Genomic DNA, 13,234 nt, shown 5'->3' with positions numbered 1-13,234 from the left:
TGTTAACTTTTGTATGCGGTTTTAGCTGTCGAAACCTCCTGCACTGGTTAACTGCCATTTCCAGCTTTCCCCGCGTAGTGCGCTAAGCGCTCTCGGTGCGTGAGCATCCATCACGTGCAGTCCACACACGCTACGCAAAACCCTAGGGAGAAAACGTGCACTTACGACTACGACGCCGCATTGTTCCCACCAAGTCGAAGTGGTCCACGCCGCTCATCGCCGGAGTCACCTCGATCTCCATGGTCGCGGCCGCTGCCTTCGGCAGCAATCAGGTCCTGCGCACGCAGGAAAACGGCTCCGGCCCAATTGACGTTTCCTCGGCCTCGACCAGCTTTGGCGATGGCGAGACCGTCATTGTCGAAGACGCCGCCATCTCCGCACAGGGCGAGGGCGACGGCCCCCGCGCCGTGAAGCAGTTCCACCGCGACGAGCCTTTCTCTATGTTCGCCGTGACCTGGAAGGGCCCCCGCGACGTGGCAGCATTCGTGCGTGCAAAGCAGGCCGACGGCTCGTGGACGCAGTGGTACGACATGGATTCGTTGAGCTACAACAACGACGACCCCAACGCCGTCAACGGCACCGAGCTGATCTACACCGGAACCACCAACGACGTGCAGGTTTCCATCAGCAATGTGGACCTCGTCTCTGGTTCCAACCTGGATGAGAGCTTCAAGGAGACCGAGGTGGAGCCGGGTGCCGCGGAGTCCCTTCCAACCGAATCTGCTGCACCTTCTGAGGCCGCACCTTCCGAGACTTCCGTTCTCGACCAGGCAGCCGAACAAGCCGCCGAGCAGGCCGCCAACCCTCGTCCGGCTCCGCTGCCATACAACGTGGGCGCCATCGCTCCTGTAGCTGACGTCGAGGAGCTCGGTGCCGAAAGCCCCGAGCAACCGGCAGGGCAGCCGGCGGACGCTGCTAACACCAGCGTCGAGGGCATGGAAGCTGTCTTCATCGACGGCAACGCACAAGCTGGCGAGGCTATCGAGCAGACCGCCGTTACCGACGGCATGCCGAAGGTTGTCTCCCGCGCGGGCTGGGGTGCTGACGAGTCCAAGCGTTGCATGGGCCCGACCTACGACAACGGCGTCAAGGCCATGACCCTGCACCACACCGCGGGCAACAACAACTACACCAAGGCTGACGCGGCTGCACAGATGCGCGGCATCTACCAGTACCACGCCGTGAACCTCGGCTGGTGCGACATCGGATACAACGTCCTCGTGGACAAGTTCGGCACCATCTATGAGGGCCGCTACGGCGGACTCGACAAGGCTGTCCAGGGCGCACATGTCGGTGGTTTCAACTCGAACACCTGGGGTATCTCCATGATTGGTAACTACGATCAGGCTGAACCAACCCAGGCAATTCTCAACTCCGTGGCTGAGATCGCTGGCTGGAAGGCCGCTATCTCCAACATCGACCCTCGCGGTTACGCGGACCTACGCTCCGGCGGTTTCAGCGGCTCCAAGTTTGCCGCGGGACAGATAGCTCACGTTCCAGTCTTCCACGGACACCGCGACCTGCACTATCACACTTGTCCAGGCAACTACACCGTTCAGCACTGGAATGAGATCCGTAATGCGACTTACAAGAAGTACCAGGCTGTAAAGAGCGGCTCTTCCGGTAACGGCTCCTGGGTCACCCCTGGCACCGGCAACGCTGGCGGCAATACTGGCGGCAACACCCCGCCGCCGGCAGCCGGCGTCCAGTCTTCCCTTGGCGGCACACAGATTCCGGTCGCCGTCATCCAGGCCGTCGCAGGCATTGCCGCTGCATTGGTTGCCGTCCTGCTCAGGCGTTCAGGCACAAGCATTGATGGCGGTCAGAAAGTCGTCGGCGGTCTCACCGCCGCTGAGGTTCCGACTGTGGTCAACAAGGTCGTCCAGCTCTCCGGCAACCCAGGTCTCCAGAAGTCTTGGACCGCCATCTTGAATGCCTTCGGACCGGTTCTCGGTTTGGCAGTAGGCGGCCCAGATGTCAACGCTGGCGTTGTCTCGCAGCTCTTCGAAAACGGCGTGGTGCTCTCCTCCAAGGAAACCGGCACCCACGCGCTGGTGGGCAAGGTCGCTAAGACTTGGGCTGAGAACGACAACTCCACCAAGCTCGGACTGCCGACGACTGATGAGATTTCCACCGGCAACGGTCGCGAGATCCGCGTCAACTTCCAGGGCGGCTACATTCAGTACGACCCTGCGACTGAGAAGATTAACGTCTTCACCAACTAAGGCGCCGCAGACAGCATAGAAAGAGCCGTCCTCCTACCTCACCGGAGTTGAGGAGGAGACGGCTCCTTTTGATATCGGTCTAGAACCACTGCTCCAAGACTTTGGCGACGCCGGATTGGTGGTTGGCCACGGTCACTGCATCTGCGGCCTCTTTGACGTAGGGATGCGCATTATCCATCGCCACGCCGTGACCCACCCAGGAGAGCATCTCAATGTCGTTGGGCATATCCCCGAACGCGATGATGTCCTCACGGTCCACACCAAAACGCTCGGCGAGCCACTCCACCCCTTTGCGCTTGGTTACATTCGGCGCTGCAACTTCGAGGATGCCTTCGTTCATCGAGTAGGTGACATGCGCAACCGTCGGGTCAACCCGTGGTGCGATGAGTGAATACAGCTCAGGGGCGGTGTAGTGAGTGTTGCGGACCAACAGTTTTACCGCGGGCTGGGAGGCAAGCTCGTCGATGCTTACGAGGCCGAATCCGTCAAAGAGCGCATTCTCTGAATAGTGGGGCTCCACCACAAAGAGCTCTTCGACTGGGTCCGCCAACGAGGAACCGGTGCGCTCGGCACCAAACCCCACTCCCCCATAAGGCGCCAAGGCTTCTTGGGCCACGGCGATAACCTCACTGATGGCGGCGGGCTGTAATTCATGTGCGCTGAGGATCGTATCGGCGGCGGAATCATAAATCACGGCGCCATTCGACGTCACGCATACAGGGCGCACGGTGAGCTGTTCAAGAACGGGCGCAATCCAGCGGAAAGGCCGCCCAGTCGAAAGCGCAAAGTAGGCACCCGCACTAACTGCGCGGGCGATTGCTTCACGGTTGAGCCGCGTGACACGGTGATTCCTGTCCAACAGAGTTCCATCAATGTCACTGGCGATAAGGCGCGGTGCCGACTGGGGATGGACCATGCCTCATAGTCTACGTGGCCCCACAGCTTAGGACGTGGCTCCACATCTTAAGATGTGGAGCCACGGAAGGTTTTTGTTCTAACTACAGTCAGCAGTTTCAGTACTTAGCTGCGACTACTGGATCGTGTCATCCTCGTCAGAGTCCTCCCAGTCGAGGGAGCGCTTGATGGCGCGCTTCCACTCGCTGTAGAGGCCAGCGCGCTCTTCCTCTTCCATCTGCGGCTTCCAGACCTTGAACTCGCCGGCGCCGGTGTCCAGGATCTTCAGGTCCTCGAAGTAACCGGCCTGCAGGCCAGCCGCGAAGGCCGCACCTGTTGCAGTTGTCTCCACGTTCTTCGGACGGTGGACCTCCACGCCGAGGATGTCGGCCTGGAACTGCATCAGCAGCTCGTTGTGGGTCATGCCGCCATCCACGCGCAGCTCGGTAATCTCCACGCCGGAGTCAGCGACCATGGCATCTGCCACGTCACGGGTCTGGTAGGCAGTCGCCTCCAGGACCGCACGTGCAATGTGGTTGCGATTTGCAAAGCGGGTCAGGCCAACGATGACACCGCGTGCATCCGGACGCCAGTACGGTGCGAACAGACCAGAAAAGGCAGGAACAAAGTAGACGCCGCCGTTGTCTTTCACGGAACGAGCCATGTTCTCAATGGACGCAGCGTTAGGAATCATCTGCAGGTTGTCACGCAGCCACTGAACCAGGGAGCCACCCATGGAGACGGAACCTTCGAGTGCGTAGACCGGCCTCTCACCTTCACGCTGGAAGCAAACCGTGGTCAGCAGGCCATTCTCGGAAAACTTCGGAGTGGTACCGGTATTGAGCAGGAGGAACAGGCCGGTGCCGTAGGTGTTCTTTGCAGAACCTGGGCGGAAGCAGCCCTGGCCGAACATAGCTGCCTGCTGGTCACCGAGGATGGCGTGAATCGGAACGCCCGCCAGCGAACCGCGGGAACGCACGGTGCGGAAGTCGCTCAGAGACGGGCGAATCTCCGGCAGCATGGAGGTAGGAATTCCCATCTCCTTGCACAGTTCCTCGTCCCACTCGAGAGTCTCGATGTCCATCAAGAGGGTACGGGACGCATTAGTGACGTCGGTTGCGTGCAGAGCTGGCTCATCGCCATCGCCCTCAGCACCGCCGGTGAGGTTCCACAGCAGCCAGGTATCGATGGTGCCGAAGAGCAAGTCACCAGCCTCGGCGCGCTCGCGAGCACCCTCGACGTTATCGAGGATCCATTTGACCTTTGGGCCTGCCGGATAGGAGTTGATGACCAGGCCGGTGCGGCGACGCCACTTGTCCGGGCCCTCTTCCCCCGCCAGCTCCTTGCAGATCTGGGTGGTGCGGGTGTCCTGCCACACGATTGCGTTGTAGACCGGTTCCCCAGTGTTCTTGTCCCACACAACGGTGGTCTCGCGCTGGTTGGTGATGCCGAGCGCAACGATTGACTCGACGGCGACGTCGCCGTTGGCCAAAGCCTCGCCGACAGCACGGCGGGTGTTGTCCCAGATTTCCTTCGGGTCGTGTTCAACCCAGCCCTTTTCCGGGAAGATCTGCTCGTGCTCGAACTGGCCGACAGCGACCTGCTCGCCGTCGTGGTTGAAAATGATGCAGCGGGTGGACGTAGTGCCCTGGTCGATTGCTGCTACGAACTTGTTTTCGCTCATGGGTTTACTCCTTGCGTATTTCTAAAGATGCAGTGAGATGCGTATTTAAGCCAAAGCCATGGAAAGGAAACCGATGGCTACTGCAGCGAGCATCGGGGCGACGATTGGTACCCAGGCATAGCCCCAGTTGGCGCTTCCCTTGTCCTTGATGGGAAGGACGAATGCGTACATCAAGCGCGGGCCCAGGTCACGGACCGGGTTGATGGCGTAGCCGGTTGGGGTACCCAGGGAAAGGCCGACCGAAACGACGACGAATGCGACTGCGAAATACTTCAGTGCACCAATCTCACCGCCGGAAGGACCAAAGGCAATGAACATCAACAGTACGCAGGTACCGATGAACTCAGTGACCGCATTCCAGAAATTATTCGGGTGAGCAGGGCCAGTGAAGAAGATGCCACCAGTGGAGGCGTTCGCACCGGTTTCATTGCCAGCTTCGTCGAGGTTATTGGCGTCGAAAAGCTGCTTGAAGGCCGCCCAGGCCAGCAAGGCGCCGAGCATTGCGCCCAAAAGCTGGCCTGCGATGTAGGCAGGAACGAGGTTCCACTCAAGGCCGCCATTGATGGCAACCATCAAGGTCACGGCCGGATTGAGGTGGCCGCCGGATGGGTCCGCCACGCTGGCGCCCACGAAAACTGCCATGCCCCAGCCCAGGGCAATGACAATCCAGTCAGATCCTTTAGCACCGGAGGTGCGCAGGTTGACCAAGGCGCACACGCCGTTACCCAGCAGGAGGAGCAGGGCAGTTCCGATGAACTCCCAGAGGAAAGCATCCATTGCGGTCATGCTTTTGGTCTTTCTCTTGAATGGTCCTTATACCTGCGGCTTACCCGCCGCGCGCACGAGGATGTCGTTTGCTTCTTGATCGGTAAGTGCTGCCTCAGCCTGGAGCTCAGCCTCAGTGCGCTCCTTGAATGCAGCGATTTCTGCTTGCTTGGTAGCCTCATCCCAGCCCAGCAAAGGCGCGATGAAGTCGGCCACCGCATCGGCGGAATCGACGCCGCGATCGGCGTACTCAATGGCGATGCGCAGTCGGCGGGAGAGAACGTCTTCGAGGTGCAGTGCGCCCTCATGGGTGACGGCGTAGCGCACCTCGGCCCACAGGTAGTGCTCCGCATTCGGCAGCGGTTTGAGCAGCTCAGGGTCGTCCTCTGCAGGAGCCAGGACCTCGCCCAGCAGGGAACCGTAGCGGCCCAGCAGGTGCTCGATGACGTCCTGGTGCACTCCGTAGCGCTTAGCCAAGGACGGTACCTGGTTAGCCAGCGCATGGTAGCCCTCGGCACCCAGGATTGGGGTGCGTTCGGTGACGGACTCTGGGACGTCGAAGGACAGCTCCTTGACGGCCAGGTCAACGGCGTCCTTACCGATGACGCGGTAGGTGGTGTACTTGCCGCCTGCAACGGAGACGAGGCCCGGAGCAACCTTGGCCACGGCATGGTTGCGGGACAGCTTGGTGGTGGTGTCGGACTTACCGGTCAAAAGCGGGCGCAGGCCCGAGTAGACGCCGACGATATCGGAGCGGGTGATAGTACGGGTAACGCGCTGGTTGACCTGGTCGAGGATGTAGTCGATGTCAGCCTTGGTCGGTGCTGGATCTGGCAAGGACAGACCCTTCTCCCAGTCGGTGTCGGTGGTACCGATGATCCAGTATTCGCCCCATGGGATGACGAAGAGGACGGACTTCTCGGTGACGAAGCACAGGGCTGCGTCAGCGTCGAGGGCATCCTTCGGCACAACGATGTGCACGCCCTTGGAGGCGTGAACAGTGAACTTGCCCTCCACGCCGGCCATCTCCTGAATCTTGTCATTCCAGACGCCAGTGGCGTTGATGAAGACGCGGCCCTTGATGGTGGCCTCGCGGCCGGTTGCGAGGTCGCGAACATGCGCACCGATAATGCGGCCGCCACGATCCTTTTCGAAGCCGATGACCTCGGTGCCGGTACGCACGTTGGCGCCGAACTCGGCGGCGGTACGTAGGACGGTCATGGTGTGGCGGGCGTCGTCGACAAGCGTGTCGTAGTAGCGCACTCCGCCCACGACAGCGTCGTCCTTCAGACCCGGCGCAACCTTGAGCACGCCCTTGCGGGTCAGGTGCTTCTGCATAGGAACGCTCTTTGCACCGCCCATGAGGTCATACAAAGTAAAGCCACCGAACATCATGACGCGCTCCCAGACTGGGTGGGTGAGCGGGAAGATGAATTTCAGTGGCTTAACCAGGTGCGGCGCGAGGGTCGACATGTTGAGCTCGCGCTCGTGGAGCGACTCGGCTACGAGGCGGAAGTCGAACATGGCCAGGTAGCGCAGGCCGCCGTGGAACATCTTTGAGGAACGCGAGGAGGTACCTGCTGCGAAGTCGCGGGTCTCCACCACTGCCGTCTTCAGGCCACGGGTTGCAGCGTCAACGGCAGCACCCGCACCCACGGAACCGCCGCCGATGATGACAACGTCGTATTCCTCAGTGGAGTAGTTCTCCCAAGCCTTCTCGTAATACTCCGGATTGAAACTTTGATTGCTTAGCGTGGCCATTACTGACCTCATCTCCTCTCTTGCCCCTGGCGCCACCTTACGTAAGGACGCTACGGTGGCCAATGGAGCGTCATCGTCGCCCAAAGTGGTCCATTCCCCGCCTCGGGCCTTGAAGATCTTTTCTCCTGGGATTCATGTTAAAGGTCACGGCGTGGTCGCGAATGTGAAGCTACTCACCCGTAACTTTCGCGTGGCCAACCAGCAATTTCCACGAGTTTTTATAAAGGAAACAAAGCTCTTTCACCCCAATTAAGGGGGAGTAGTGGACATAGAAGAAGGGGCGTCTGGTCATATCCAGAGCCCCTTGGTTGATGCGGGTGGTACTAACGGCGCGTATTAAGCTTCGCCATTGCTTCTAGCACCTCAGGAATGCCGGCACGATCCGCCGAATACGTCACCGAGGACGCCTCCTTCACCAGCTCAATCGGTGCGGTCTCCAGGGCCACTACCTGCGCATGGTCGAGATAGACCTCGTCGCCATCCTCTCCCGCAAAGACAGTAATGTCCTTAGGCTCAGCGGCAACGGTGTCCAAGATACGTTGCGTTGCATTCCAGCGATTAACCTCAGCTGCTACCACGACGAGACCAGCAGGAGTATCAATGAGGCCGATACCTGGCACCTCTCCGAGCTGCTCCGCCACTTCCTTCAGCTCGCGCTTGATATGGCCAGAGACAATGTCATCGCCCTCACGCGACCACTCGACGACCATCTCAGGGATGGATTCGATGGCGGTGACGGTGGCGTCGTCAAGCGCATGCACGGCGATCACTTCGGAGCCGTGCTTGACGACGCCTCCCTGATGCTCAATCCTCCATAGTTCTTGTTGAATCGGGTCAAAGGTCGAGTCAGGATGCTGCGCCGCCTGCGGCGACACCAAGATGAGGATCTCCGACTCGGGATAGATTCCAGCGAATGCATCGTGCAGACGCGTGGTGATGGAGTCGCCGTCATAGTTCATCGCAGACTCATCGGCCACAACGATGCGCGGGATCTGCGTGAAGTTAGCCTTCATGCGATGCGGCAGCCGGGAGACAATAAGGCGCGACTGCGTTGCGGCGCCGAGCAAGCCCTGCTCCACGACAGAACCGGCGAAGACTTCCCTGCTGCTTGTCGCAAGATTAGCCTGGGCTTCTGCAACATCGAGCTTGAGTTGAGCCATGATCTCCGAGACTTTGTCGCGCCCTTCCTCAAGCCCGCGGGTAGCCTCCTCGAGGACCGAGTTTAAGTTCTCCTTGACCCAGTCAAGTGTCTCTGGGGCCGTATGCTTAAGCTCTTCGAGTTCGTCCGTCGAAGGCTTGGCGGTGATAGCAAGACGTTCCCTGAGCAGCTCGGAGGTTGCCTCGGTGATGCGGGTCTTGAGCCCCATCAGATCGTCACGGAGGCGGCGCACACGGTAGCGCTCCGACTCCACGGCCTTGTCCTCGCGCTCGGCCTCCTCCAGGGTGGGCGCTCCTCCACCCATTCGGGCAGGAACCCAGAAAGCGCCCTTGGGCATGGGGCCAAACTCGGCCTCGTAGTCCTCCCACAGGCCCTCGACACCAGCCTGCATGCGGCGACGGATTTCGGCGGTGTCTGCCTCGACGTCGCCAGTCGGGGTAAATGGCTCCAGCGCCCGGATCAATAGCGGGGTATTGCTGCGGCCTAGGTTCTTCTTCTGCCCTTTTGTCCAGATGCGCTGCGAGCCAAAGACCACCATGGGAATGACGGGGACGCCCGCTTCATAGGCGATGCGGGCCGCGCCGCTGCGCATGCTGCGAATCTCAAAACTGCGGGAAATCGTACCTTCGGCGAAAACTCCGACAAGCTCGCCCGCCTTCGCCAGCTCGATCCCGCGGCGGATGGATTCGCCCCCGTCGATGCGATCGACTGGAACGTGACCCATCATGTTCAGCAATGGGCCCACAACTGGGGTTTTGAATACGCCGGCCTTGGCAAGGAAACGTACCAGACGCTTCTTTTGATGCGGAATGAAGCCACCGAATACGAAGTCCATGTAGCCGGTGTGGTTGACCACCAACACTGCGCCGCCTTTGTCCGGGATATTCTCCTCGCCCCAGGTGCGAAACTTAAGCCCCTGCGCAATAGTAACGCCCCGTGCCAGGGTGACAATTCGTTGGTAAAAGAAGTCTTTAATTGCGTTCATCATGGTCCCCTGACGAGTGGCGGATTGGATAGAGCAGTGAAATCAAAGCGCTAAAGGGTCTGGGATACACGGACCCCCGGGCTGCAAGAACCCGGGGGAGAGGCGTACATAATCAATACTTTTTACAGTTCCTTATTTCGGACGCAGAACATCCTTGCCCACGAATGGGCGCAGTGCCTCAGGAACAACAACGGAGCCATCAGCCTGCTGGTGGTTCTCAAGGATGGCTACAAGCCAACGGGTGGTGGCCAAGGTGCCGTTGAGTGTTGCAGCGTACTGGGTCTTGCCATTCTCATCGCGGTAGCGAGTCTGCAGGCGGCGCGCCTGGAAAGTGGTGCAGTTCGAGGTCGAGGTGAGCTCGCGGTAGCAGCCCTGGGTAGGAACCCATGCCTCGTTGTCGAACTTGCGGGCTGCAGAGGAGCCGAGGTCACCACCAGCGATATCGATGGTGCGGTATGGCAGCTCCATCGCAGCGAGCATGTCCTTTTCCATATTCAGCAGCATCTGGTGCATCTGCTCTGCTTCTTCTGGCTTACAGAAGACGAACATCTCCAGCTTGTCGAACTGGTGGACGCGAAGAATGCCGCGGGTGTCCTTACCGTGGGAACCAGCCTCACGGCGGAAGCAGGAGGACCAACCGGTGTACTTCAGAGGGCCATCGCTGAGGTCCAGGATCTCATCCTTGTGGTAGCCAGCGAGGGCGACCTCGGAGGTACCAACCAGGTACAAATCATCGGCAGGCAGGTAGTAGATCTCATCGGAGTGCTGGCCCAAGAATCCGGTGCCAGCCATGATGTCTGGGCGAACCAGAACTGGCGGGATCATCAGCTGGAAACCTGCTTCACGCGCCTTCTGCGCGGCCAGCATTAGCATGCCCAGCTGCAGGAAGGCACCGTCACCGGTGAGGTAGTAGAAGCGAGCGCCACCAACCTTGGCACCACGCTTGACGTCGATGAGTCCAAGGGACTCGCCGAGCTCGAGGTGATCCTTCGGCTCAAAGTCGAATTCTGGGATAGCGCCAACCTCTTCAAGGACGATGAAGTCATCCTCGCCGCCCGCTGGTGCTCCCTCGACCACGTTCGAGATCTGGAACTGAAGATCGTTAACCTTTGTCTCAGCCTCAGCTAGCTCAGCCTCGGCCTTCTTGACCTTTTCCTTCAGCTCATTGGAGCCCTCCAGAAGAGCAGGACGCTCTTCTGGGGAAGCTTGTCCAATTTTCTTGCCAAACGCCTTCTGCTCGGAACGCAGCCCGTCTGCCGCCAAGATAGCGGAACGGCGAGCTTCGTCGGCAGCCAGGAGCTGATCGACAAGAGCTGGGTCCTCCCCACGGGTGACCTGGGAGGCACGGACAACGTCTGGGTTTTCGCGGAGGAACTTAAGATCAATCACGTTGAAAAGCTTACCGCACTACATGAGCCTTGCAGTGGTAATAACCAGCGAATTATTATGTGAATATGACCGCACAAATCATCACCGACGGACCAGTCCCCAAGCATGCCCAGCTTCGTGACATCCTCACTGAGCTGTGCAACACAACGCTCAAGCCAGGGGACATTCTCCCTGGTGAACGCATTTTGGAGGAGACGTATGGCGTTTCCCGCATCACGGTTCGCCGCGCCATCGGTGATCTTGTGGCCGCTGGTCGCCTACGGCGAGTACGCGGAAAAGGCACTTTCGTGGCCCCTAATCCCCTCGTTTCACGCCTTCACTTGGCCTCTTTTTCCGACGAAATGGGCGCACAGCACGTCCAGGCTTCGAGCAAAATCTTGTTAGGCGGGCGGGCATCAGCCCCAGATGAGGTATCCGAGTTCTTCGGCACCGATTCCACTTTGACTCACACTCACCTTCGACGCCTGCGACTAGGCGACGGGGAACCCTATTCCATCGACGACGGTTGGTATAACTCTTCTTTTGTCCCCAACCTTCTAGAAAATGATATTTACAACTCTGTCTACGCCATTTTGGACTCTAATTTCGATCTGCCGATTACCGAGGCAGACCAGACAGTAACTGCTATTGCGGCTGACCCGGAGATCGCCGAGCTTCTCGACGTCGAACCTGGAACCCCCTTGCTGCACATCATCCGCAAGTCCCGCTCAGGCGACCGTCCCGTCGAGTGGTGTTCCTCCGTTTATCGCACCGACCGCTACCATCTCACCACCCGCGTGAGCCGCGCCCTCGAGAACTAGCGACCTTCTTCCACGCAGGCCGCATGGGCAAGCGGCCTCCCAGGATTTCCGAGCTATGCAGCACTAGCGGGTACTATAGGAGGCCTTATGAGTAAAACTTCCCCTTGGCGCTCATCCTTTGCCGTCCGCCTTTTCCTAGTGGCCGCCCTCGCCGCGGCCGCTTTCTTGGGCGCATATGGATTTTGGAGCCCCTCCACCGGCACCACCGCGGGCGAAACCTCAACGGATGAGACCGGGCCGACCTCCGAAATGGAAGTTGCCTCCTTTACCTCTGCCGAGTCTGGAACCTGCCTGACATGGGACATCGACGCCAAGGGCGAGATCTCTAACTTCCAGTCCATCTCCTGCGCTGAACCGCACCGCTTTGAGGTCGCCGCTCGCGAGGATCTTAGCACCTACCCCACCAGCGAGTTTGGCCCTACCGCCAAACGCCCCGACGTCACCCGCCAGAACGCGCTACGCGATGAGCTCTGCGCGTCCAGCACTTTGGGTTACTTAAACGGCAAATGGGATCCGGCAGGAAAGTATGACATCGCCTCAGTCTTGCCGCCGTCTAACGCCTGGGACAAGGGCGACCGCACCCTACTGTGCGGCCTACAAACCACTGATGAAACTGGTGTACCGCAGCTGAGCACCGGCAACGTGGAGGCAGTGGACCAAGCTGTCGTGGCCAAGGCCGGCGAGTGCCGCAGCATCGATGACAAGCAGATCATGCGCACCGTTGACTGCACTCAACCGCACCAGCTTGAGACCGTATCCGTTGTTAACTTGGGCGAACGCTTCCCTAACGGTTACCCAGCCGGCGAGGAGCTCGACACCTACCTCAACGAGACCTGCACCGCTGCCGCTGAGAAGTACTTGGGCGGGGAAGAAAACCTCTACCAATCCACGCTGCAGCCATTCTGGGGCTCTGTCAGCGAGGCCTCCTGGAACGGTGGCTCCCGCTCAGTGAACTGCTCGCTGATGCACCCTAATAACGGTTCCTTCTCCATTATCACGGGCTCGGCCACGGGTGGCCGCGCTGCGCTGACCATCGATGGTGCCCCACCTGCACAGCAGCCTGAGCGCAACCCGATCCGCAACAACGCTTCGGCAGCGCCGTCCGCTGCACCATCTGCGGCCCCTGGCGCGGCAGCACCAACCCCTGCGGTAGCACCAGCCCAGTAGGTTCACGCCTCGGTCTGCCTCGGTCTACATCGGAAAGCTTATGTACCTGGTCAGTGAAGAACGCTTCGAAGAGATGGTCACGGATGCCCTGGACAAGATCCCCGATGAATTCGTGCACCGCATGCGAAACCTGGCCATCCTCGTGGAGGATTACAACGAGGACAACCCCCACCTGTTGGGCTTATACGTAGGGGTCGCACTCCCTGAACGCACTTTCGACCACACGGGTTTTCTGCCCGATACCATCTTTATCTATCGCGGCGCCCTGCAGCACTGGTGCAACAGCGAAGAAGAGCTCGCGCATGAAGTCGAAGTAACCGTCTTCCACGAGTTGGGGCATTACTTCGGCCTTGAAGAGGACGAGCTCCACCACTTGGGCTGGGGTTAGTCAGCCTCCTCCCCCTC

10 protein-coding genes are annotated in these 13,234 nt (G+C 59.7%); 4 read left to right on the top strand and 6 right to left on the bottom strand.

The window, feature by feature from the left end; translation table 11 throughout:
- Positions 1–155: 155 nt before the first annotated feature.
- Positions 156–2,225, top strand: a complete 2,070-nt coding sequence (locus HMPREF3148_RS06510; protein WP_049191703.1) for an N-acetylmuramoyl-L-alanine amidase — start codon at positions 156–158, stop codon at positions 2,223–2,225.
- Between the two features lie 79 nt (positions 2,226–2,304).
- On the opposite strand, the gene HMPREF3148_RS06505 is transcribed toward HMPREF3148_RS06510, so the two are convergent.
- The 6 genes from HMPREF3148_RS06505 to serS form a co-directional block, all read right to left on the bottom strand.
- Positions 2,305–3,141 carry an HAD family hydrolase gene (locus tag HMPREF3148_RS06505; RefSeq protein ID WP_049191706.1) on the bottom strand — a complete coding sequence of 279 codons (837 nt, stop codon included), beginning with the start codon at positions 3,139–3,141 and terminating at the stop codon, positions 2,305–2,307.
- A 114-nt stretch (positions 3,142–3,255) separates the two neighbouring features.
- Positions 3,256–4,803 carry a glycerol kinase GlpK gene (glpK, locus tag HMPREF3148_RS06500; RefSeq protein ID WP_049160063.1) on the bottom strand — a complete coding sequence of 516 codons (1,548 nt, stop codon included), beginning with the start codon at positions 4,801–4,803 and terminating at the stop codon, positions 3,256–3,258.
- 45 nt (positions 4,804–4,848) lie between these two features.
- Complete coding sequence (locus HMPREF3148_RS06495) at positions 4,849–5,589, bottom strand: MIP/aquaporin family protein (RefSeq protein WP_005529455.1); 741 nt, start codon at positions 5,587–5,589, stop codon at positions 4,849–4,851.
- A gap of 27 nt (positions 5,590–5,616) precedes the next feature.
- A complete protein-coding gene (locus HMPREF3148_RS06490; RefSeq protein WP_049160066.1) occupies positions 5,617–7,329 on the bottom strand; it encodes a glycerol-3-phosphate dehydrogenase/oxidase in 1,713 nt (570 codons plus the stop codon).
- 323 nt (positions 7,330–7,652) lie between these two features.
- Positions 7,653–9,476: a lysophospholipid acyltransferase family protein gene (locus HMPREF3148_RS06485; RefSeq protein WP_065420374.1), complete on the bottom strand. Its 1,824-nt coding sequence runs from the start codon at positions 9,474–9,476 to the stop codon at positions 7,653–7,655.
- Between the two features lie 129 nt (positions 9,477–9,605).
- Entirely contained in the window at positions 9,606–10,862 is a 1,257-nt protein-coding gene (gene serS / locus HMPREF3148_RS06480) for a serine--tRNA ligase (protein ID WP_049151331.1), read from the bottom strand.
- 65 nt (positions 10,863–10,927) lie between these two features.
- On the opposite strand from serS, the gene HMPREF3148_RS06475 reads away from it, so the two are divergent.
- The 3 genes from HMPREF3148_RS06475 to HMPREF3148_RS06465 all read left to right on the top strand — a co-directional run bounded on the left by HMPREF3148_RS06475 (position 10,928) and on the right by HMPREF3148_RS06465 (position 13,217).
- Entirely contained in the window at positions 10,928–11,662 is a 735-nt protein-coding gene (locus HMPREF3148_RS06475; protein WP_049151332.1) for a GntR family transcriptional regulator, read from the top strand.
- An 87-nt stretch (positions 11,663–11,749) separates the two neighbouring features.
- Positions 11,750–12,829 (top strand): septum formation family protein, encoded by a 1,080-nt coding sequence (locus HMPREF3148_RS06470; protein WP_049151333.1) that lies wholly within the window; start codon positions 11,750–11,752, stop codon positions 12,827–12,829.
- A gap of 40 nt (positions 12,830–12,869) precedes the next feature.
- Positions 12,870–13,217: a metallopeptidase family protein gene (locus HMPREF3148_RS06465; RefSeq protein WP_049151334.1), complete on the top strand. Its 348-nt coding sequence runs from the start codon at positions 12,870–12,872 to the stop codon at positions 13,215–13,217.
- The last annotated feature ends 17 nt before the right edge of the window (positions 13,218–13,234 follow it).

Origin of the sequence: Corynebacterium sp. HMSC05D08, from assembly GCF_001807215.1 — a bacterium.
GTDB classification, from domain to species: domain Bacteria; phylum Actinomycetota; class Actinomycetes; order Mycobacteriales; family Mycobacteriaceae; genus Corynebacterium; species Corynebacterium striatum.
Note: the sequence above shows the minus strand (reverse complement) of the source record. Positions and strands in the feature narration are given on the sequence as shown.